The 24,002-nt window shown below is 40.8% G+C and carries 17 protein-coding genes; 10 read left to right on the top strand and 7 right to left on the bottom strand.

The features are described 5' to 3' along the window. Positions 1-6: 6 nt before the first annotated feature. Together DSM08_RS14680 and DSM08_RS14675 are read right to left on the bottom strand one after the other, a co-directional pair. Positions 7-1,029: a dipeptide epimerase gene (locus DSM08_RS14680; RefSeq protein WP_246172284.1), complete on the bottom strand. Its 1,023-nt coding sequence runs from the start codon at positions 1,027-1,029 to the stop codon at positions 7-9. A gap of 34 nt (positions 1,030-1,063) precedes the next feature. Continuing rightward, positions 1,064-2,275, bottom strand: coding sequence for a C40 family peptidase (locus DSM08_RS14675; protein WP_246172282.1), 1,212 nt, complete (start codon positions 2,273-2,275; stop codon positions 1,064-1,066). 233 nt (positions 2,276-2,508) lie between these two features. Here DSM08_RS14675 and DSM08_RS14670 point away from each other — a divergent pair, with 233 nt between their 5' ends. The 8 genes from DSM08_RS14670 (at position 2,509) to DSM08_RS14635 (ending at position 13,660) form a co-directional block, all read left to right on the top strand. After that, positions 2,509-3,552 carry a N(4)-(beta-N-acetylglucosaminyl)-L-asparaginase gene (locus tag DSM08_RS14670; protein ID WP_149527743.1) on the top strand — a complete coding sequence of 348 codons (1,044 nt, stop codon included), beginning with the start codon at positions 2,509-2,511 and terminating at the stop codon, positions 3,550-3,552. A 42-nt stretch (positions 3,553-3,594) separates the two neighbouring features. Next, positions 3,595-4,110, top strand: coding sequence for a peptide-methionine (S)-S-oxide reductase MsrA (msrA, locus tag DSM08_RS14665; RefSeq protein WP_149526859.1), 516 nt, complete (start codon positions 3,595-3,597; stop codon positions 4,108-4,110). Positions 4,111-4,471: 361 nt separating this feature from the next. After that, entirely contained in the window at positions 4,472-6,040 is a 1,569-nt protein-coding gene (locus tag DSM08_RS14660; RefSeq protein WP_149526858.1) for a DNA/RNA non-specific endonuclease, read from the top strand. Positions 6,041-6,075: 35 nt separating this feature from the next. Next, the gene (locus DSM08_RS14655) at positions 6,076-7,488 is read left to right on the top strand and encodes a fimbrillin family protein (protein WP_149526857.1); all 1,413 of its coding nucleotides are present in this window, start codon (positions 6,076-6,078) and stop codon (positions 7,486-7,488) included. Between the two features lie 132 nt (positions 7,489-7,620). After that, a complete protein-coding gene (locus DSM08_RS14650; RefSeq protein ID WP_223110822.1) occupies positions 7,621-10,326 on the top strand; it encodes a TonB-dependent receptor in 2,706 nt (901 codons plus the stop codon). Positions 10,327-10,338: 12 nt separating this feature from the next. Further along, positions 10,339-11,691 (top strand): DUF5689 domain-containing protein, encoded by a 1,353-nt coding sequence (locus DSM08_RS14645; protein WP_149526855.1) that lies wholly within the window; start codon positions 10,339-10,341, stop codon positions 11,689-11,691. Continuing rightward, a complete protein-coding gene (locus tag DSM08_RS14640) occupies positions 11,691-12,734 on the top strand; it encodes an endonuclease/exonuclease/phosphatase family protein (RefSeq protein ID WP_187773874.1) in 1,044 nt (347 codons plus the stop codon). Before DSM08_RS14645 ends, DSM08_RS14640 begins: the two co-directional genes overlap by 1 nt. 20 nt (positions 12,735-12,754) lie before the next feature. Continuing rightward, positions 12,755-13,660, top strand: a complete 906-nt coding sequence (locus DSM08_RS14635; protein WP_223110821.1) for a clostripain-related cysteine peptidase — start codon at positions 12,755-12,757, stop codon at positions 13,658-13,660. A gap of 346 nt (positions 13,661-14,006) precedes the next feature. On the opposite strand, the gene DSM08_RS14630 is transcribed toward DSM08_RS14635, so the two are convergent. The 4 genes from DSM08_RS14630 to DSM08_RS14615 form a co-directional block, all read right to left on the bottom strand. Continuing rightward, a complete protein-coding gene (locus tag DSM08_RS14630) occupies positions 14,007-16,703 on the bottom strand; it encodes a DNA gyrase/topoisomerase IV subunit A (RefSeq protein ID WP_149526853.1) in 2,697 nt (898 codons plus the stop codon). A 232-nt stretch (positions 16,704-16,935) separates the two neighbouring features. After that, entirely contained in the window at positions 16,936-18,165 is a 1,230-nt protein-coding gene (locus tag DSM08_RS14625) for a glycosyltransferase family 4 protein (RefSeq protein WP_149526852.1), read from the bottom strand. 28 nt (positions 18,166-18,193) lie between these two features. Then, positions 18,194-19,231 (bottom strand): lysylphosphatidylglycerol synthase transmembrane domain-containing protein, encoded by a 1,038-nt coding sequence (locus tag DSM08_RS14620; RefSeq protein ID WP_149526851.1) that lies wholly within the window; start codon positions 19,229-19,231, stop codon positions 18,194-18,196. Further along, a complete protein-coding gene (locus DSM08_RS14615; RefSeq protein ID WP_149526850.1) occupies positions 19,216-20,391 on the bottom strand; it encodes a glycosyltransferase family 4 protein in 1,176 nt (391 codons plus the stop codon). Before DSM08_RS14615 ends, DSM08_RS14620 begins: the two co-directional genes overlap by 16 nt. 372 nt (positions 20,392-20,763) lie before the next feature. Here DSM08_RS14615 and DSM08_RS14610 point away from each other — a divergent pair, with 372 nt between their 5' ends. After that, a complete protein-coding gene (locus DSM08_RS14610; protein WP_187773873.1) occupies positions 20,764-21,651 on the top strand; it encodes an endonuclease/exonuclease/phosphatase family protein in 888 nt (295 codons plus the stop codon). Positions 21,652-21,655: 4 nt separating this feature from the next. Further along, entirely contained in the window at positions 21,656-22,651 is a 996-nt protein-coding gene (locus DSM08_RS14605; protein ID WP_149526848.1) for an endonuclease/exonuclease/phosphatase family protein, read from the top strand. 72 nt (positions 22,652-22,723) lie between these two features. On the opposite strand, the gene serS is transcribed toward DSM08_RS14605, so the two are convergent. After that, positions 22,724-23,995 carry a serine--tRNA ligase gene (gene serS / locus DSM08_RS14600; RefSeq protein ID WP_149526847.1) on the bottom strand — a complete coding sequence of 424 codons (1,272 nt, stop codon included), beginning with the start codon at positions 23,993-23,995 and terminating at the stop codon, positions 22,724-22,726. Positions 23,996-24,002: the final 7 nt, after the last annotated feature.

Raw genomic sequence — 24,002 nt, 5'->3', positions numbered from 1 at the left:
TGTTTTTTAAGCTTTTATAATACCGATTCCCGGTCGGTCGGGTAGTCTGCAGAGTCCATTCTCCACATACATCCCCTCGTATATGTCATTTCCAATCAGTAATGCTCCGTCAAGATCCGCCCAATCCACTAACGGCGCTAATTGCGCAGCAGCCGAAATGGCGCAGGATGTCTCCGTCATACATCCTAGCATGACTTTCATATCCAATGCTCTCGCTAATTCAGCCATTTGTTTTGCTTCACGCATGCCTGTGCATTTCATCAGCTTAATGTTAATCCCCGTATATACCCCCTGTAATGCGGTTACATCAGCTAGACGTTGGCAGCCCTCATCAGCGATCGTTGGAATTGGCGAGTGCTCGGTAAGCCAGGCATTCTCGTCAATCATTTCTTTTGGCATGGGTTGCTCTAAAAACACAACGTTGCGTTCATGAAGCCAGTTCGCCATCTCTAAGGCCTCTTCTTTATTTTTCCATCCTTGGTTCACGTCAGCACATAGTGGCACATCAGTCACCGAACGAATGGTGTCAATAATCATCTTATCGGTATCTAGGCCCAGCTTTACTTTTAATATCTTAAACTGTTCGGCTTCCTCTACTTTCTTTCGGATCATATCCTCCGTATCAATACCTATGGTATAAGATGTTGCTGGGATAAGATCAGGGTTTAAGCCCCAGATTTTGTAGAAAGGTTGCTGCATGATTTTTCCCAATAGATCATGCAAGGCGATGTCTAGAGCGGCCTTTGCTGCTGTGTTTTTGCTGTCGACCTGATCGACATAGCTCAGAATTTCTGCAGTTTCAAAAGGTGAAGAAAAGGCAGAAAGATCTAACTTGCTTAGAAAGTTGATTACGCTTTCCTGCGTCTCGCCTAAATAGGGGGGCATGCTTGCCTCGCCGTATCCGATTATTCCATCATATTCAAGTTCGGTCAGCACAACTGGTGTTGTTGAACGGCTGAAGGATGCTACAGTAAAAACATGACGTAACTCTAACGTGTAAGGTCTGTAGCGTAGGGTGAATTTCCCCATTTTTTTTGATTGCCAAGCTGCACTCATTGGTTTGTTAATTATAATACGGATTGTTCTTTATGGTTTGTATCTGTGGATCGTCGACCCCGATATAGCGTTTTGCAGCAACTACCGTACGGGTTTGGAAATCGTCGTAGTTTGCCGCGTCTTTTAGCATAGAGTTGATTCGAACTGTTCCTGCTGAGTGAATGAATTCGCCATTGCCAATATACAACGCGACGTGTGTTACGCGTGCATTTGGGTTGCTGTTTTTTCCAGAAGCAAAGAATAATAAGTCGGCAGGTTTTAAGTTTTTCAATGCTTTTGTAGGTTCGAAATGCCCTTCAGCGTCTAGTATATCGACTTTTTCTCCAGCCAATACTTGTTGAGAAGCATCGCGAGGAATGACCACGCCATTCATATAGAAAGCAGTCTTTGTAAATCCGCTACAATCCACACCTTTTACAGACGTGCCGCCCCAAAGATAGGGAAGACCCATCATCGTTTTCGCACTTTCTAAAACATTATCGGATGTCAGTTTTCTAGTCGATATCCATTGATCGAAGCTAATAGCTTCGGAAGTGGGGATATAGGCAATACGGTTGTCGGGGTAAGCTACTTTATAGAATCCTTTTTCCTTCCCGAGCAAGCTAAGAATATTGCCATAAACTAAGTCTGATACACGTATGCTCTGATTATCGGGTTTAGAATACGATTTTCCGAAATCCTGGGTATAGATAATCTTCTGCTGTTTTTTCCATTTTTCGAAAGTAGCTTTGTCCATAGGTACAACCGATGAAGCAGGAATCCAAGAAATATAGCCTTCAGGTGTTCTCACGCGAAACTCGCCCTTATCTTTTTGGAGTATATCGACCTGAGTTCCTAATATGGCTTGAGTTGCCATTTCAGAAGCATGTCCGGGCTGCGTACGTAGATTCGCCACCGACAAATTTATCACTCCATGCGTTTTGTCGGCAACTGAACTATCCGGCAGATTGTTGATCTTAACTTCTGCTTTCAATTCTTTTACCTGCTGCAGAATATAGTCGTTCGCTGCAGGTTCCGTTGATTCAATAAAGTACTGGTTATTATTGGCGTCTGCTTTTGTGATAGCAACTATTTTCGTCCGCTTGTCAGGAGCAAAGTTTTGTTTTGCTTGTGCTACAACCGCTTGTATTTTTTTAAAAGTTGTGGAATCGCTTTGTGCGTAACTGAATTGTACAGCGAATAGGGATAAACAAACAATATGAATAATTTTCTTGTTCATTGGTATCGATTAAAATTGCTAAAACTGAGGTAAATGTGCATAAATATGCGAATAAATATGGTGATAACCTCGATTTCCCTAGCTTTTTTATCCACAATCGTAAAAAAGTATGCAATTTCTTGCAAGATTATTTTAGAATTACTGCATTAATTGACATTTTACTAAAACGTTTAATTTCGGTCGAAACCTCTATATTTGTTGTTTAAGTAACCATTATGAATAATAAAAAATTTATGCATTCCAGAAGAACATTCATTAAACAGGGCGTCCTCAGTGCTGCGAGTTTAGGCACGTTGGCATCGGCTGTATCTTGCGCTCAGCCGAGTCCATCCAAATCTAAAGGAAAAAAACCTATTGTCATTTCAACTTGGGACTTTGGCGTTGCTGCAAATCAAGCTGCATGGGAGGTTCTAGGGAAGAATGGACGGGCGTTAGATGCCGTTGAACAGGGCGTAAAAGTTGCGGAAGCAGATTTATCAAATCATACGGTTGGAAAAGGGGGATATCCTGATCGGGACGGACATGTCACGCTAGACGCGTGTATCATGGATGAGTTTGGAAATTGTGGTTCAGTAGCCGCGATGGAGCATATCGCCCATCCTATATCTGTTGCGCGCTTAGTGATGGAAAAAACGCCGCACGTTATGCTAGTAGGTGAGGGGGCAATGCAATTTGCCTTGGAGAGTGGATTTCAGAAGGATAATTTATTGACACCTGAGGCTGATAAGGCTTGGAAAGAATGGTTAAAAGAGAAGAAATATGAACCGGTAATGAATATTGAGAATAAGTCGTTTGCGACGGATCGTTTACCCGGGAACCAATATAATCATGATACCATTGGTATGTTGGCCTTAGATGCTAATGGAAATTTGTCTGGTGCTTGTACAACAAGCGGAATGGCATTCAAAATGCATGGTCGTGTGGGTGATAGCCCGATTATCGGAGCAGGACTGTATGTAGATAATGAGATTGGTGGTGCAACTTCTACTGGAGTCGGCGAGGAGGTCATTCGTACAGTGGGGAGTTTTTTGGTCGTTGAATTGATGCGACAAGGTTATTCTCCAGAGGATGCCTGCAAAGAGGCGGTGCTCCGTATTGTTAAGAAAAAACCAGAGATTGCTAAGGATATACAGGTTGGTTTTCTGGCACTGAATAAGCAGGGTGAGTATGGATCTTATGCGCTGCAGGATGGGTTTACTTTTGCAGTTTGCGATACGGAAAAGCAAGATCTCATTGAAAAAGGAAAGTTCCATTACAAAAGCGAGACGGCTAAGTAGGCAATTCTTTGTAAATTTGTATGTAAAAATAAAGGAAAAGAAATGAAGGCAACATTCGGAGGGGGATGCTTTTGGTGTACAGAAGTTATCTTTCAAAATACAGCAGGGGTTAATTCGGTACGTCCGGGCTATATGGGCGGAGAGCGTGAAAATCCGACTTACGAGCAGGTTTGTTCAGGTGCGACAGGTCATGTGGAGGTTATTGAAATAGACTTTGATGAGAGCCAGATTGGTTTTCAGAAGTTATTGGAAGTGTTTTTTAAGACGCATGATCCTACTACGTTAAACCGTCAGGGCGCAGATGTAGGTACGCAATATCGTTCGGTAGTATTCTATCACGATGAAGCGCAAAAACTAGCAGCAATGGATTTTATTCAGGCATTAGAGTCTGAGAAAGTATTTGATAGTCCTATCGTTACTGCAGTTGAACCTGCTTCGAGATTTTGGGAGGCCGAAGCATATCATCATGATTACTTCAATCAGAATCCTCAGAATCAGTTTTGTCAGGTCGTCATCGCGCCGAAGCTCAACAAATACCTAAAGAGTTTAAATCACTAGAAATAGTGATTTTTTTTTGCCTTAATCTTTCTGAATTCTGTCCTTACGCAATCTGATTGTTTTCGCAGACCATTGAGCATTTTTATTGTTTTGCTGTTGTCGAAGGAAACATGGGAGTTTTTTCGTTAAGCTAGTCTCTCTACGTTAAGAAAATATAGCCAGCGGTTTCTCGGTTCTTCCTACTGTTTGTACTCCAACATTTTTATTCTACCCTGTTAAATCCTTGAAAACTTTAGATTAATAACAATTGCTTAATAAGCAAGATATTTAAAGTTATTATTTCATTTTTAATTTAGCATCGAGCGCTCAAAACAGCTAAATATAGTTTTATGCGCCTGTACAATAGAATAGCTAAGAAATAATGAAAAGAGTCGGATTAATTTATTTATTTTTAATTTTAACTATAACGCAATCTTGTCGAAAGGAGGCGAACCTTTCCGACGTCATAGAACAGGATTCTTCTGTTCTTTTCAGTAGTAAAATCTCGGGAGAGAGCATCACGCGCGTGTCTGGTAATGTATGGGATACTGAGGACTCGCTGAGTATATATATGTATGAAACGGATAAGTTCACAAGCGGAAGCATCCTCCCCCAGGCTTTCAATAAAAAGTTTATCGCTTCTAGAGGCGGGAATTTGCGCCCTGCCGATGTCAACGAATCATTTCAGTTTCCCAAAGATAAAGAAGTTCGTTTTTTAGCTTTCCATCCTTTTCAGCGCGTTCCGTTGCTGACACGTTTATTAGATATTGAGAACCAGCAGAATCAATCAGCGCTTGACTTTTTACATGGGCAGAGCGAGGCAGGTCCCATATCTAAACAGGACCCTGTTTCCTTGGTATTCGAGCGATTGATGGTTAAGTTTCAGATTACGCTAAGTAATACTTCAAGATCAAATTTGAAGGCAACCCTAAAACAGGTTCCAACGAGGGCGACTTATGACCTAGCAAATAAGGATCTTGATCTATATGACGTTCTAAAGGATGTAGAGGGATTTGTTTCGAAGAATAATAAGCAGGAAACGACAGTGGAATGGATGCTATTTCCTAGACAGTTACCTCGCTCATCACAACTGGTAATCCATGATGCGAATGGAGGTACTTATACATGGAATATTGGTGAGATGAACCTTCCACTTATGGCAGGTAATCGTTATCAGTATGAGCTCACGTTGCGTGGAGGAGAAGTACTTCCTGAGGTAAAGACTAGTTATCTAGAAGTGCCGAGGATCGAAGCCAATGCAAATCTAGAATATAAGTTCCGAATGACACCTGATGGGTCGAAGCGAAACTTTTCGATGCTATATGATAAGGTAAATAGGTTAGCTCATTGGGTTGCTTATCCGCTGAGTCGCGACTATGTAGGTTCTCAGCGACGCACGAATGCTTGGAGCTACGATCCTCTATTTCCTCAAAATACACAACCATTTCTTTCCAGTGGTTTTGGTATAACGGGCATTGATCGCGGCCACCAATTACCGAGCGCGGACCGCACGAAGAACTTCGCTGAAAATGCGACGACATTTTATTATACCAATATGACGGCTCAGGAGTCATTCTTGAATCAAGGCCTATGGATGCGTTTGGAAGACAAGATACGCAATTGGACTTTTCAGTCGGCTGTTGATACGATGTATGTCGTTACAGGCGCTGTCATTCAAACGAAAGACGACCAAACGATCGACTATGTTATGGATAGGGGGAGGAACAGAATTGCACGTCCAAAGTATTATTACAAGGCTTTGGCGGTCAAACGAGGTAGCAATTACTACGCCATCGGCTTTAAGATGGATAATAAATACTTCCCGACAGACAATAATTTTATGAGCCACCGATTAAGTGTGGCGGACCTAGAAGAGTTAACAGGCTTGACATTTTTTCCAGGCTTGGATCCTTCGGTCAAACGGACAATAGACAATCAAATCTGGCGATAAATTTTTTACTTTTTTTACAAATAATTACTCATTCAATGAACACAAAAAAAATATTGAGCGTGGCTTTCTTGGCCTTATTGCTAGGAAGCTCGTGTAAGAACGATGCCTACCGTGATCTAGAAGAAACGGCAGAAAATGGAGTACAATTCACATCTACGATAGCAGGAAATAGCACAACTCGCGTATCCGGAAATTCTTGGGACAAGGACGATGCGATCGGTGTTTTTATGAAGCAAGGTACAGGTTTAAGTAATGTAATTGCGGGAAATAAAAAATATAGCACTGCTGGGAATGGTAATTTTACTGCCACAGGAGACGATATTATCAACTACCCTAATGAAGGTACTGTAGACTTTGTTGCATACTATCCTTTTAAGGCAGATCTTCGAGATAAAAGCGTAGCAATCAATGTTGCTGATCAGAGCAATCAGTCTGCCATCGACGTCCTTTATTCTAATAATGCGACAGGTTTTAGCAAGGACTCTGAAATTGCAAAGCTGAATTTCAAGCATAGCTTATCGAAAGTAGAGATTACAGTTAAAGCAGGCCCTGGTGTTACTAATTTAGATGGTTTAGCTGTTACTTACCAGAACATACTATCACAGACTTCACTAGATTTAGCGAGCGGGAATTTAACAGCGCCGACCACTGCGACAAACATTTCGACAAAAGTTACTGCTGGAACAACAGGTTCAACAGTTGAAGCGATTTTGATTCCGGAAGTTTATGGCGGAAAAGACGTTGTATTCACGATCGGCACTAATTCCTTCACTTGGAAATTGCCTACTACCTACAATTTAGAAGCTGGAAAAAAATACAATCACACCATCGAATTACGTACGGAAGCGGGAATAACAAAAGCTGTTGAGATCGGTGAAACAACGATTACGGATTGGGTGATTGTGCCTGGTAGCAGCGTTATTTTGGATAAAGACAAAGAGCCTATCAAACCGATCGACCCGGTTGGCGTTGAACAAGTTTTTTTTGAAGAAGATTTTGGTGAACAAGGGCCTAGATCAAATCCTCGTGGTAGATTTGCAACCTATTCAGACTTTAAAAATAAAACGGTTAAATATAGTGATTTGTACACCGACAGTTGGGCAGATATTCGCCAAACATCAACCATGGATACACATGTTTGGTTTCCGGCCAACAGAACGACGGGTAGGAAGATTGAAAATATCAATGCTGCGGGCTATACGAAGTTAAGAATGACCTATGAGCAAGCTGCTAATGGAAATAACGCTGACATTGCTGCACTGAAGGTTAAGATCAATGGAGTAGATTATCCAACGAGTGGAACCTTAGGGGGGCAGAACCAGTTTAGCGAGGTTGCAATCAACGGTATTGCGAGTGCTGCAAACTTAACTGTAGAGATTTCAGCCCAAGCTGCAGAGAATAAGGCTGGATATCGTATCGATAACATCAAAATATTCGGAACCAAATAGGGTTAACACCCAGATTTGATTCTATGAGTGAGGCTAATTCTCTAGCCTCATTCTTTCAGTTTTCAATGATTAATATAATTGCGTATGTGTAGAAAGCTACTCATCATAATATTCTTTCTCTTTTGGAGAAGCATGCTACTTATTGCTCAAGAGAAAGCACAGGTCAGTGGTGTGGTTCTGGAAGCAGGAACGCAGGCTCCATTGGTTGGCATACAGATAGACCTAGCCAATAATCAGCAATCAACAATCAGCAATGAGAATGGTCAGTTCCTGTTTGTGAATTTAGAAGCAGGATCTGAACAGCTTAGTATCCGAGCAGCAGGTTATCGACCTTTTCAGTTAGAGCTGATTATTAAGGAAGGTGATACTTTACGCTTAGACCCAATAGAGCTTGTGCTAGAACCGAAAGTTGACTACCAAATGCTGTTGGGCGTTATTGACGAAGATATTCTTGGCGATGCTGATATCTCGAATCAAGAGGTTCAATCCTCTGTCATCTTATCGAATGATATTTATCTGAATAAAGTTGGCTTTAAGCTGTCTCCATTTCGATATCGTGTTCGAGGCTATGATCCAATCTACGAACAGACTTTTATCAATGGGGTATTGGCAAATGACCAATACCGTCGAGTATTTAATTATGCATCCATTGGTGCATTGAATGACCTGACGCGTAATGGTGATGTGGTCAATTACAATAATAGCGGAACTTTCACTTTTGGATCCATAGGTGGGTCTGAAAATATCAATATGCGGGCAGGGTCATATGCCCCCGGAGCCAGGGTTACTCTATCTTATACAAATAGGAATTACTATGCTCGTAGTATTCTAAGCTATGCGACGGGGATGTCTGATCGCGGCTGGGCATTTGTAGGTGCTTTAGGTGGGCGATTTTCCGACCGTGGCTATATCGAAGGAACGTCTTATGAAAATGTTTCTTATGCGCTGTCTGTCGAAAGACAATGGGCTGAGGGACAACATTCCCTATCTCTTGTTACCTATGGTTCACCGGTCGTCCGCGGACAACAGGGGTCGTCATTTCAGGAAGCCTACGACTTGACCAAGAATAATCTCTACAATCCAAATTGGGGTTATCAAAATGGGAAGGTTCGGAATTCAAGAATCGTGAAGGCTTTTGATCCTACGGCTATTCTATCACACATTTGGCGTGTAGACGAGCGAACGTCGTTAAGCAGTGGAGCGATGGTACATTATGGGCGTTATAGCAATTCAGCCTTGAACTGGTATGATGCGATGGATCCTAGACCAGACTATTACAGGAAATTACCGTCCTTTCAATTACAGGATAGCTCCCGTACATCCTTAGACATTAGTGGATTAACGAATAGATGGATTTCTGGAGATTCAAAAATCACCCAAATCGACTGGGATGATCTCTATGCGCAAAACCGAAATCCGGAGCATCGGAGGAAATATGCAGGCGAGGCACTCTACATGGTCGAGCGTCGGCATTTTGATTTATTAGAGGGCACCATGAATGTTAATTTCCATAAGCTTTATGACAATAACATGTCCATTACGGCGGGTGTAGAGGCTCGAAAATCGACTTCATTTCAATATAAAACAGTTAATGACTTGTTGGGTGCAGATTTCGTAACAGACTACGATAAGTTCGCCGAACGCGAGAAAGAGTTTGCAGATTTCGAAACTCGAAAGCAGAACGATTTATTGTTTCCAGATCGTAAAGTGTATGTCGGTGATATTTTTGGTTATGACTTTGAAATCGGAATACAGTCGGCAAGTATTTGGTTTAATAATCAGCATAAGACGAAGTCTTTCGATTTCTATTATGGGAGTAAGTTCTCTTATGTTGATTTCAGACGAAGCGGAAAGATGAAAAATGGTCGATTTCCAAACTCTTCATATGGCAAGGGAACAAAACATCAGTTTTTTGATTTTGCACTAAAAGGAGGTATGAACTATAAGTTTTCGGGTCGACATTTTCTATCTGTGAACGTGGGCTTGCTAACGGAGGCCCCTGTTCCGGACCGCGCTTACATCATGTCTCGATCGACCGATCAAACGGCTTTAAACCTCAAAAGTGCTCGTGTTTTTCAGAGTGATTTGAACTACATTTTCTCCACGCCGAAAATAGCCGGTCGAATTAGTCTATTCCAAACGAATTTTAATGATCAGGTTGAGCGGATGCAGTACTACCATGATTCGGAGCGAACTTTTGTGTTCCACCAATTATCGGGTGTATCGAAGGTGCATCGTGGTTTAGAAGCAGCAGCGACACTGACGCCTGATCGGCATTGGAGCATCGATGCTATATTGAATCTGGGTGAGTATTTTTATTCCGCAAATCCAATGGGGACTATGAATTCTGAAAATGGAAAATTGGTAAATGTACAGGAGAAGGTGTACTTAAAACATGTATATGTTTCGGGAACACCTCAGTTCGCCGGAATTTTGGCGGCACGATATTTTTATGATTTCTGGTTTTTCGAACTAAGCGGCAATTATGCAGGGAGAATGTATTTATCTGCAGTCCCTCTACGCCGCATTGCATCTAATTATGCTAATATCAATCCCAATGATACTCAGAGTTATAATGCATATCTACAGTTAAGCGCGCAGGAGCGCTTAACGGACGCTATTACGTTTGACGCGTCGATTGGCAAATTGCTCTACCTGAAAAATAGAAAGTCGTTAAGTGTTAACTTTTCTATCGTCAACTTTCTGAACGATAAGAAAATTCGTACCGGAGGATTCGAGCAGGGTCGGTTGAGCACGAAGTGGCCGAATCAATTTGCGCCTAGATACTTCTATATGCAGGGTTTGAATGTGTTTCTCAACACAAGTTATAGATTCTAAAAAATAAAAACGATGAAGAAGATCTACATCATATTATCGCTGTTAGTTGCTTTAGTTATTGCTGCTTGCGAACGCGATTATACTCCGCCACCTTTAACGGAGCCTAAATACAGTGGAAAACTGAATAATATCAGCATTAAGCAACTTAAGACGCAATTCAAAAACATTACAGCCCCAACGGAAGTTACCGACGAATTTATTATTAAAGGTACGGTTGTGGGAAATGATGAGTCTGGGAATATCTATAAACAGATCTATATACAAGATGAGACAGCGGGTTTGAATATCGGCATCGATCAGAATGCGATCTATGGCTCTTATCAAGTAGGGCAGGAGCTCTTCGTGCATTTGAAAGGTTTATATATGTTGAAATATGGCGATGAGTTGCAGTTAGGTATGGCGAAAACACAGGCAAACCGCATTCGCTGGGATGATTTTCAGACTCGTGCCTTCGCCAATTCTTGGCCGAATATGAAGAACGTTGAGGCAAAGAAAATCTCGATTTCGGATATGTCTGAGGAGTATTTGCATCAATTGGTTGAATTGAATGATATCCGCTTCATCAACGGTGGAAAGAACGCGTTTATTACCGGAGATCGAACGACGAATGAAAGCATCAAAGACGCCTCTGGAAAAACGCTAGATGTTCGAACGAGTAATTATGCAGATTTCTCTCGTGAGCCCTTGCCAAAAGGCAAGGGGAAATTGTTCGGGGTGTTGGGGCGCTTTAATGGTGCTTGGCAATTGGTCTTAAGAACGAAATCAGATATTGGCAATTTTGACGGGACGGAAGAAGAGACCGTTGAACCGAATACAGCAATATTCTTTAGAGAGACTTTTGGTAACCAGCGTTACGGGTCGGGCAACAGGCCAAAGATCAATGATTTTACCGACTTCGATATGAAAGCACCAGTGAAATATGAGGATGACAGTAAAAATGCGGATATACGAAGTATCTCCAGTGGAAGCGGTGCCCATATCTGGTTGCCGGCAAATCGAGATGCAACGGTTAAAATTTCCGGAATCAACAGTCTGAATAAGGGCACTATTAACCTTAAATATGAATTAACAGCGAATTTATTTGATGCGGGTTCGACGGCAAATCTTGATCAGATTCAGATTCGTGTTAATGGCAATATGATGGCGGTTCCGAGCAAAGTTATTTCTAACGCTGCTGGTGATAATGGAAAATTCTATCCTATTGAGTTGAAAGGTTTGCCTCAAAGCGCTAATCTTATCATTGAGTTCATCTCGTCATCGCAATCGAATAAGATTGGATTCCGACTGGATAATATCGAATTAAGTGGCAGTGCGGTAGAAAAGAAGGAAGAAGTGATTGTATTAAACAGTAAAACCAGTAACTGATGAAGCGAGTATTCATTCTTACCCTGTTTTTCTTTTTTTATCTTCACTTGTCGTGTCTTCTACTGGCCCAAAAGAAACAGTTTCAGGTTTTTCCTCTTGCTTTTTATAATTTGGAAAACTTATTTGATGCCATCGCCGACACGTCGGGTAATGACGCAGAATTTACACCGATGGGCCCGTTGCAATGGACGGAGGAAAAGTATGCTAAGAAAATAAGACGACTGGGACAGGTGTTATCCCAACTGGGCAGACAGTACAGTCCCTCGGGACCAGTTCTCATTGGAGTCTGCGAAGTCGAAAATCAACAAGTTTTAAAAGATTTGGTTGCCGATCCAGGGATACGAGATAATAAATATCAAATTGTGCATTTCGATTCTCCAGATCGTAGGGGGATCGATGTTGGCTTGCTTTACGATGCTAGACAGTTTGAGCTAATTGAGTCAAAAGCAATTCCCTTTAGGATGCCTGAAAACGCTGATTATGTCACAAGGGATATTCTGTTGGTGAAAGGACGATTATCGAACGAGATAATCTATATCTATGTAAACCACTGGCCTTCTCGTTTTACCGCAGACTCATGGAAGCTTAGAGGACATGCTGCGAACATTCTAAAAACGAGTATCGATTCGATCCAACGCGTAGATAAGGATGCTAAGATTGTCATTATGGGCGATTTTAATGATGATCCAGTCGATAAGAGCTTAACTAAAGTGTTGAAAGCTCAAGTAAAAAAAGAACATGTTGCTCCGGGTGGATTGTTTAATACGATGTACGGCTATTATCAACGTGGTATTGGAACCTTAGGGTATTTAGGCAAATGGAATTTATTTGATCAATTGATCATTTCATCAGCATTGCTTGATGCGGATCGAGGCGCTTTAAAATTTTGGAAATCTGAGATCTTCAATCCCGACTTTTTGATCAGTAAGGAAGGTCGTTATAAGGGTTATCCCTTTCGCACGTTTTCAGGTAATATGTTTCAAAATGGTTATTCTGACCATTTCCCTGTTCTTATTTACCTAATTAAGGAAATAATCAATTGACGAATTTGATAAATACGAGCATGTTTAATATTTGGTTATATCGACTATTTGCAGTTTTCATTTTAGCTGTATTATTTTCTTGTAAGAAGGAACCCCATGAGATTTTAGCAGAACGGACCATCTTTCTTTACATGGCTGCAAACAATAATCTCGCAGGAAATGCTTATGACAACATAAATCAAATGGAAGAGGGTTTTCGGAATATTGATGGCACGTTAATCGTCTATGCAAAGATTTTTGGTCAATCTCCTCGTATATATCGCATTAGTTATGATAATTCCCGTGAAATAAAGAGCGCCGTTCTGAAAAGCTATCCTGACCATGATTCTTCCGATCCAAAAATCATGAAAATGGTGATGGATGATATGCAGAAATTAGCCCCGGCGAAGTCTTATGGATTGGTGCTTTGGTCACATGCCTCGAACTGGTTGCCGGGGACTTCGAAACTGAAAACACGATCCTTTGGCGATGATGACGGTAGGACAATGGATATCAAGGCGCTGAAAAAAGCACTGCCCACTAATTTAGATTTTCTTGTTTTTGATGCTTGTTCAATGGCATCTGTAGAGGTCCTGTATGAACTGAAGGATATAACGCCACTCGTTTTAGCTTCTCCGACAGAGATAATCAACACAGGAATGCCCTACCATCAAGTTTTGAATGGGTTGTTTCACCAGGATATACCTTCTGGGCTAATGGAAGTCGCGCGAGCCACTTATAAGTATTATAACGAAAAGGACGGCATCTTGCGTTCTGCAACATTTTCCCTCATTGACATGGAGCAATTAGAAACGTTAGCAGAAACTACAAGGTTGTTGATATCGGAGATGAATGTTAAAAGGGTTCGTCGAGATGGTATTCAGCGACTAGATTTGGACCGAACGTCGCCAATTTCCGCATTTGATTTTCTAGATTTTGGACAGTGACACTTGAATTTCGAAGCTGCTAAAAAATTAGAGGAAGCGATTGATAAAGTCGTTCTCTTTAAGATTTATACGACTCATTTTTTGGGTGTTCCGTTAAAGAAGTTTTCGGGGTTATCATGTTATATTCCGGATCAACATCAATATAACTATTCACGTTATTATAAATCTTTAAATTGGACGAAGAAGTCGGGATTTAATCAATTATTTTGGTGGGAAAGATAAAAAGCCATCAGGGTTCCTTTGAGTCAGCGATGGGGATGAAAAGTGCTTGATAGCCTTTGAAAACAGAAACGTTCATAAGAAATAGAAGGGGGCTTTGAATGCCCCCTCATTATTTATATGATGTCTAGAACAATCCCATTTGTCCAGAGTCATCGATCTGAATATCGTCTGGATTAGTTATCTCTAACGAAATATCAGATGCGTCATTCTTTTCTGTATTCTCTGTGTTTTCAGCCGGACTTTCAACATTTTCAGTAGAGCGAACCTCCGTCGCTTCTTCCTTTATAGGTTCGGGAGCTGTCGAAAGGTCTTTTTCTTCACTCAACAATTTAATCTTTTTGACTGTATGGAACGACAGCCTATTTCCTTGAGCTTTCATTCCCTTCACATCAACGATTTCATTTAAAGGTTGATCGATATGCTCTTTTGTCTGAGATTTACCCTTAAGGATATCCAAAGAAACCATCGGCTCATCATTGTTGGTAAGAAGAATAAGCTTACTATCTTCGCCAATAAACTTCATACGTTTTCCAACTGGCAAGTCATCAAAATTAAAACGCTTCACGTAATAAGTTCCTTTGTTATCTTGGTGGATAGCAGTATAAACCTGTTGCGGGTGGAACTTCTCCATTCGCGTCATTTTATCATCGAAGTGATTGCTAAGGTCAAAGTTTGAAAGTTCATAACTTCCATCGCTCATGGTCAATAATATCTTATCATCACCATCGAACTCACCTAGATATCGTCCTCTTTCATCTGCATTTAGACGTTTTAAAACATCGTCATACCAGATTTTGCGTCCAGCAAGAGTGGAAACCCCGGCACTTTTGAACAACACTTTCTTAACCGGATATTTGCTTACAATATTTCCTTGCGAGGCTCTACCCTTAATTGCGATTTCAGCAAAATCCATATCAAAAGTTAGCTTACGAAGTTTTGAATGCGGTTTTAGTTGGATGTTTACTACCTCAGCTTCGCCATTAGAATTTGCTGTAAAATACAGAATTTTAGAGCCTTTCGTCGCTTTGCCAATATCATAATCTTTATCACGCGTCACACCTGTTACTGCGAATCGTTTGATATAACTTGTTCCAGTACCACCATCTTTGTATATCACGTTATAAACGGTGCGATCATCACCTTTTTTGAATACCGCGACGTGTATAATATCTTTTCCGACAAAGACCTTATCTTGAACTTTGACAACAGAATATTTTCCATCTGCACGGAAAACGATGATATCGTCGATATCAGAACAATCGCCCACAAGCTCGTCTTTCTTCATGTTCGTTCCTATGAATCCTTCTTCACGGTTGACATATAGTTTAGCATTGGCTAATGCTACCTGGGTAGCTTCTACACGATCGAAAACACGTAGTTCAGTTTTGCGGCCGCGATCTTTCCCGTACTTGCCGCGAATATATTCGAACCATTCAATGGTGTATTCTGTCAGGTTTCTTAAATTCTTACGAACTTCCTTGATGTCGTCTTCAAGAGATTTCATTTGTTCGTCAGCCTTTTTAACGTCAAATCTGGTAATACTGCTCATCGGCTTATCGATCAGACGTTTATAGTCTTCTGGCTCAATTGCTCGATAGAACTGCGGGAAGAAAGGTTCGAAAAGGCGGTTCAAAACGGTGACAACAGTGTCGAAATCGCCGGCATTCTCATAGTCTGGATGCTTGTACATCCCTTCCTGAATGAAAATCTTTAAAAGTGAGCTAAAGAAGATTTTTTCCTGTAACTCATGCAAACGGATTTCTAACTCCTGTTTTATGAGACTTTTTGTCTGTTTTGTGTTTTCGATCAAGATATCATTGACACTCATAAAGAGCGGCTTGTTATTCTTGATTACGCAGGTGTTTGGAGAGATGGAGCTTTCACAGCCTGTAAATGCATAAAGGGCATCAATCGTTACATCCGGAGAGATTCCAGGTGCAAGATGAACCATAATTTCAACCGTTCCGGCTGTATTATCTTCAATCTTTTTTATTTTGATCTTACCCTTTTCGTTCGCCGTTACAATACTGTCGATCAAGCTTCCGGTCGTTGTTCCGTAGGGTATTTCTGTTATGGCTAAGGTTTTCTTATCACGCTCTTCAATCTTCGCTCTCACGCGGATTTTGCCTCCACGTCTTCCTTCATTATAACCCGAAACATCGGCGAGACCTCCAGTAGGGAAGTCAGGATAAATAGACGGACGTTCGCCCCGTAAAACTTGTATAGAGCCTTCAATCAATTCATTGAAGTTATGCGGCATAATCTTCGTTGCAAGACCTACCGCAATTCCTTCGGCACCCTGCGCAAGCAGAAGCGGGAATTTGACAGGAAGTGTTACGGGCTCTTTATTACGACCGTCATAGCTCAATTGCCAATCTGTAGTATCCGGATTGAAGACAACTTCGTTTGCAAATTTGGATAATCGTCCTTCGATATAACGAGGTGCAGCAGCGGAGTCACCCGTAATAGGGTCTCCCCAGTTACCCTGGCAATCAATCAACAGGTCCTTTTGCCCAATTTGTACCATAGCATCTCCGATAGAGGCATCCCCATGGGGGTGGTATTTCATGGTATTACCGATGACGTTTGCAGCCTTATTATACCGTCCATCATCCATTTCCTTTAGGGAATGCAGGATGCGTCGTTGAACAGGTTTGAAACCGTCATTGATATGTGGCACGGCACGATCTAAAATAACATACGATGCATAATCTAGGAACCAATTCTCATATAAACCAGAAAGGGCAACGGTGCTGCTTTGTTGGTCTGGGTTCTGGGTCGATTCGTTGTTGTCGTCTATGTTGTTGATTTCGTCACTCATTTACTAATCCGTCAATTTTAATGCTGTTTGTGATATGCTCACAAACCTTGTAAAAATACAAAAATGATTTTACTTATAAGCATGGAGCAATACCGTTGAAGGTCCTGTGTTGATTAAAGAGGAGGAGTATGGACGAACGATTTGAAGTTTATCAAATAGAAATAGATTATAGCAGCAAGGCTTTAGACAATATGTGGTAACAAGTTAGCATACAATTCAACTTGACAATGCTTTATACTTTGCTAAGACTTACATTTTTTAGGTCTATGTAGGATAATTGGTCTTCTTTAACGAGTTCCTGAAAAACGTCCCAATAATTGCATGCCATCTTCTCCCAACTATAATGTGCTCGCGAATAAGCCTGATAACTCTTTTTTAAGTCGTTGAAGGCAGTTGGGTCTTCAAGCATTTGGATGATCATAGTTTTCCACGCTTCTTTGTCTGCAGAAGGCAGGAGAATACCGTTTTTCCGATCATGAATTGCATCGGTAATTCCCTCGGTCGCAGAGGCAAGCACCAGCGTCCCAGCTAGAGATGCTTCCAAACAGACTAAACCAAACCCCTCCATATCACCAGGTACATGAATGTTTGGCATGAGAAAAGCTGCACTATTCGCGAGTAGGGCTTGCAAATCATGAAATGGAACTTTTCCTAGGTGCACGACCTTTGACGCTATTTCAGGATCTTTCAATAATTGTCTTATTTGCGCTTCGTCGGATGGATAGCCGAGAAATAGTGTAAACAAATGATATAACTTTCTTGGCAGCAGCCTTAGCAATTTCTCTGTCCACTTTGGTTCTGTGTTAAAGGGACCAACCATCAGTAATTGAAAGTCTTTTGGTAAATCTCGTACAATCTGATTCAGCAACCATGAAAAGCCCTTTCTTTTGACTGGACGACCTAAAGTGATTAGATAATTGGGTTTTGATAGAAGGGTAGGGTATTTTGTTTGAAGTTGTTCCAGTTTCATCTCGCTTTGATCTGCGATTTTATGATCGACGCCATTGGCAATGATCCTTATCTTATTCTCCGAGATACCTCGATATACGGCTTCTTTTGCTGTTGCATGACTTACGGTGATGAGTAAATCGTACTTATTGAACTGGGGAATAATTTTTTGTTGAAAATATTGCAATGGGAAAACGACATCTAAACCATGTAGGGTGACAACTCTTTTGATATGCTCATAGCCTTTATGATAAAGTGCCAGCGAGGCGATCAATCCATCATTAAAGTGTATAACCTGTATCCCCGGATTATCCCTTAGCATTTGAAGAATTTTTCGATTCAGCCCCAAAAAGAATGTAATCAGATTCTGCTCTCCTTTTTTGTAAACTAATGAATGCACCTTCGTGTGCTTAGCAACGCCCTGAATAAGTTCGTAGCTTTGTTTTTCCATACCTCCAGTCGCTGGAGGATATTTATGGCTAACGAAGAGGATTTCAGGTTTAAGCAATTGCATATCGTTGAATTTTATGTGAGAACTAGAATTATTGACTATCGAGCATTTTTATGTCTGATGTTGACTTCGCGGCACGCTGAACATCCTTTTTGATAAAAAAATATAGCATGAAGCCGATTCCTATCCAGACGATCTGCCTTGCTCTTCGCAGTATAGAAACTGTAATCCACACAGTTGTGGAACTTATACCCACTAAAGTCAACATAAGTTTGTTCCCAAGTTCTTCTATGCCAAGTTGCCCGGGAATGAATGCTCCAAAGCTCTTGAATACAATCACGCTCATATCAAGCAATAGTCCATCTAGGATACTAATGTCAAAGCCCAATAAAATGAGGATTAGATAGAATTCTAAACTTCCAATGATCCAATGGATTGCCGCAAGAAAATAGGAATACCAGAACATTTTTCTGTCGTTCTTATAAAAGATCCTTATATCAATAGTCAAGTTTTGAATTCGATTTTTTAGTTTTCGAATAAAGGATGCATCCGCTGAACTTTGCAGTCTTTCTAGGTCGTGGCTCTTTGATATCCAAATAATAAACAGGACTTGAATTAATAATAGCAAAAATATAAGTGCGGCAAACCCAAATCCCCAGTTGGCGACCCATGCGAGATGCTTATTATTAAACACCAGAAACAGACAGGCTATCAAAAACAGAAGTATTTGTGAAAGCACTGCTGTTATTCGAGAAGCTGCAACAGTACTTAATGCTTTGGCCTTGTCTATTTGATAAGGCTGAAGAAGTTTGGCTTTTAGGATATCTCCTCCAACGACACTAGTCGGATTGAATTGTCCAACAGTTTCACCGATTTGTCGTACAGAGAATAATTGAAATAGCGATATTTTCTTTCTTTCTTTGCCCAAACAAGCATGCCAAGACCATGTGCCGAAAAAATAGGCTACATAAGTTATAATCAGTAAATAGATAAATTTGAAACCAACTGAACGTAAGGCTTGCTTGGTACTATCGATATCTGTATTTACGAGGAAGATGACGATAAAGCTGATGACGATGCATAGAACCAACAGCTTAACCCAGTTTCGATTGACTAGCTTGCCGCCCATATTACATCGTTCGATGAATGTCCAGCCAAGCTATCGATTTCGGCGAAATAGATGTCTGCAAGACTGTTCCAGTCTAACCGTTTAACATATTGCAGTCCAGCGTCCGCGATCTCGTGATGTAGAATTTTATTGTTTAGTATTTTATGTAAGTAGTGAACATATTCTTTCGCATTATTTGGCGTGCATTTAAATCCTGTTCGACCATGATCCACTAAACTTCCACTTCCTCCTCCATTGGCAATTACAGAAGGCAAGCCGGAAGCCATAGCTTCAATAACCACATTCCCGTAGGTTTCTGAGGTAGAGGTAAAGACAAATGCATCCGAGGAAGCATATAACATAGAAAGCTCCTCATGAGACAATTTTCCTAAGAATATGGCCTGAGGCATATGTTCCATTGCATCATTCTTTGCTGCGCCATCACCTGCCACGACGAGATTGTAAGGCATGCCTTCGTGTTCTAAGTGACGGTATATGGCAATCAAAGTTTCAATGTTTTTTTCCCAAACCAAACGACTTGCAAAAAGAATAGTTGGTTTATTGTTTCGTGTCAAACGCTCTAGATAAGCAGTGTTTTTCTTTGCAGGACTGAAAAGTTCACAATCAATACCCCTCTGCCATATCGCTAATCTTTCCTGTTCGATTCCAAGCTGATGAAGTTCCTGCATTATATTGACTGTAGGAACATAGACTCGCTGGCAATTGTTGTAGAAACGTTGCATCGTTTTCTTCATCCATTGTTCTGTAGGACGAATCAAGGCGTTTAAGTTTCGAAGGTAATAAGCAATATAGGATATGAAATGCGTGTGGTAGATGCTGATAACAGGGATATTTCTTCTTCTCGCATATTTCAATGCAAAAAAGCCAAGCATGGAAGGCGTGGCGATATGAATAACATCCGGTTGAAATTTATCTAAAGCTTGTTCAATTTTATTTTTTGCGAGTTGCGGTACAGCAATAGAGTAATCATCGTTTATTGGAATTCTGAGTGTTGGCACTTTAAGACTTTTGAAATTTCGGAATTCCTCCGGACCAACCCCATAGATGAAAAAGTAGGAATATGAAAACTGATCGATTCGATTAATCAGCTGAAACATAGTTCTTGCGGCACCATCGAAATCTTCAATAAGCATTTCTGAGAAAAAAGCAACCTTTTTCATATCGTAGTGTTTAAAGGGTTCTGATAAAGGTAAGAGCCTCATATTTAGTCTTTGAGAAGAATTTATTAAGGAATTATAAAGATGATATTGCCGGGATGTTATGAGTTAATCTTTTCCTTTATTTCAATAAACAAATGTTTAATCTTAACTAAAGGAATAGGTTACAATGCCCTTCTAATTTTGTAATAGAGCAAAGTTTAGATACATATGCTAATCAATCTTCCTTATCCACGAAAAAGTAGAGCTTGGAATTTCAGGTTGCTTGGTTTACTCACCTTACTTTTTTGCAGCCTTAGTTTCATACTCAGTTTTAAACCCAACAAGAATTCCCAGCAGCTTGTTTCCGTCCCTACTGCAAACCTTAGTGAAGCAATGTCAGGAGAGCTAAAGGTCTTGACTTACAATGTTGCGGGTTTGCCCCAAATCATATCCTCGGCGAAAACACCACGAGCAAGCAGTATACGAAGCATAGGGCAGCGAATTAATCATTTCGATATTGTGAATGTGCAGGAGGATTTTAATTATAACGAATTTCTATATGCCGACAATTCGCATCCATACCGTACGGAAGCTATGGGAACAATTCCCTTTAGTGACGGACTTAGCACCTTGTCTAAATATCCTATCGTTGCGATCGAACGCGTAGCGTGGAAGGACTGCAGTGGCGCCGATTGTTTGACCCCCAAAGGATTTAGTTATACACGTATGGAGCTTAGTAAAGGCGTGTTCTTGGACGTCTATAACATACATGCCACAGCCCAGGATAACAAAGATGCAATTGTAGCGCGAAAGCAGAATCTTCTTCAATTTGCCGCTTATGTGAAGCAGCATTCCGAAGGGGAGGCTGTACTGATTATGGGAGACTTCAACGCCCATTATACTTTTTCTGAGGATAATATCCGTGATTTCAAAAAAGAAACGGGAATGATAGATGGTTGGGTTGAAGTTAGGAACAGGGGAGAAATACCCGAAGTTGTGTCCGGATTTAAAGCACGATTAGCTTTGGATGTTGATGAAGCCTGTGAAAGTATAGATAAAATATACTTTCGTGGCAGTTCGAAACTAAGTATGATTCCAGAAGGCTATCGGGTAGAAAAAGAACTCTTTCAAACTAAAGAGGGAGTGGCGCTTTCAGACCATTGTGCCATTTCAATGGCTTTTCGATGGGAGATAATAGAAAAGCAAGATGAGTGTTCTTCACCCGATGTGTCGCCACTCCATGCTGCGAGAGAACAAACATATGCTGACGCCAAATTATAGATAAATGACTGTACTATTAATTATTGTAGGTTTAGTAATCGCTTTCTTGTTTGTTTTTAACAACTTAAAAAACAAACTCATATCGGTTGATTTTCCTCACGAAAAACAAGAAGAGGATGCTTCGGTAATCAAGGGCGAATTTAGTGTCCTTACATATAATATAGCCGGATTACCTCAAGGAATCTCTGCCGCCAAAACCATCAGAAGAGAAGCTATCGCTGAGATTGGAGAAAAAATAAAGTCTTTTGACATCGTGAATGTGCAAGAAGATTTTAATTATAATAACTCCTTCTACTCCCGCAATGAACATGAATATAAAACCAATCATAAAGGTAAAATACCGATTGGAGACGGTTTGAATACTCTATCCCATTTTCCCATTTTATCCTATCACCGCATCCCATGGCGCCATTGTTCTGGTCCCGATTGTTGGACAGTCAAAGGCTTTAGTTTTACACAAATTCAATTGGCACCGGGGATTATTGTTGATGTTTATAATGTTCATGCAAACTCTAGTGATGTCGCTCGTGCAACGAGAGCTCGCCGAGAGAATTTTAGGCAGCTGGCGAAGTACATTAATGAACACTCTGAAGGGAAACCGTTGATAGTAATGGGCGACTTTAATGCACATTATGCATACAAACGTGATAACCTCTATGAATTCATTGAGTCGACCGGTCTGACCGATGGATGGGTGAATTTCCTACGGAAGAACGTATTCCCAGAAATCATTCCGAAATTTGTTGCACAGCATATGCTCTCGCTGAATAATGACACAGAAAGTCTAGACAAGATTTTCTTTAGAGATAGCGAGCATCTGAAATTTTTGCCTAAGGATTATCAGGTCGAAAGTGTCTTGTTTACCAATGCAAACAATCAGGCATTATCGGATCATTTAGCAGTCTCTATGCAATTCGATTGGGAATGGAGCATGGAACGTTCTGTTCCTGCACATGAGTCTAAGCCGTTAATTGAGCAAAAGGTATTGGCAACAGCCTAACGATTTCTAAGCAGCTATACATAAAAAAGGGCTATCCGATTTGGATAGCCCTTTCTATGTTTCGTTGTTTGCTTAGTCGATATATTCAAAACCAACGTAAGGAACTAATACCTCAGGAATCTTTATTCCCTTTTCTGTTTGATTATTTTCCAATAGTGTAGCAACGATACGCGGCAGTGCTAGTGCAGAACCATTCAGTGTATGTGCGAGTTGCGTTTTGCCTTCATCATTCTTGAAACGAACTTTTAAGCGATTCGCTTGATAGGTTTCAAAGTTAGACACGGAAGACACTTCCAACCATCGTTTCTGTGCAGCACTGTAAGTTTCCATATCATAAGTCATAGCCGATGTAAAGCTCATGTCGCCGCCACAAAGACGTAACACACGATACGGAAGTCCCAATTTCTGCAACAATGATTGAACATAGGTGCTCATTTCCTCTAAAGTAGCATAGGATTGATCCGGATGAACAATTTGTACTAACTCTACTTTATCAAATTGATGAAGACGATTCAACCCACGTACATGCGCTCCATAGGAACCCGCTTCACGACGAAAACATGGCGTATAACCACAATGTTTTATCGGAAAATCCTCCGCTTTTACAATTGTATCTCTATAGATATTCGTAATAGGCACTTCCGCTGTTGGAATTAAATAAAGATCATCATTTACCACATGGTACATTTGACCTTCTTTATCTGGTAACTGACCGGTAGCATATGCTGACGCTTCGTTCACCACAATCGGCACTTGAACTTCGCGGTATCCCATTTTGCTGGCTTCATCTAAGAAGAAGTTGATTAAACCTCGCTGCAATCTTGCCCCTTTACCTTTGTAAACAGGGAAACCAGCGCCAGTAACTTTGGTTCCAAGTTCGAAATCGATGATGTCATATTTTGCAGCAAGCTCCCAATGCGGTAATGCGTCTTCGGCAAGCGCAGGTTTATCACCATTTTCCAATACAACCTCATTTTCCTCAGGAGTAATTCCCTTTGGAACTAAAGTGTGAGGAAGATTTGGGAGTTGAATTAATTTATTATGTAGCTCAATTTCAACTCGTTCCAGCTCTTCTGTAAATTCTTTTAGTTGTTCCTTATATGATGCGGATTGCGATTTGATAGCTTCAGCTTCTTCTTTTTTGCCCTGGCGCATTAAATCGCCAATCTGTTTTGCCGACGAATTAGCTTCCGCAGCAATAGAGTCAGACTGGTTTTGGATTTTACGACGTTGTTCATCCAATGCTATGATCTGGTCTACCAAATCAGCGTCGTTGAAATTCTTAATAGCAAGTCTTTCAACTACCTTATCCCTGTTTTCACGGATGTAATTTAATTGCAACATATAACTT

Origin of the sequence: Sphingobacterium hotanense (genome assembly GCF_008274825.1) — a bacterium.
GTDB lineage: Bacteria > Bacteroidota > Bacteroidia > Sphingobacteriales > Sphingobacteriaceae > Sphingobacterium > Sphingobacterium hotanense.
This window is presented reverse-complemented; position numbering and strand designations above follow the sequence as displayed.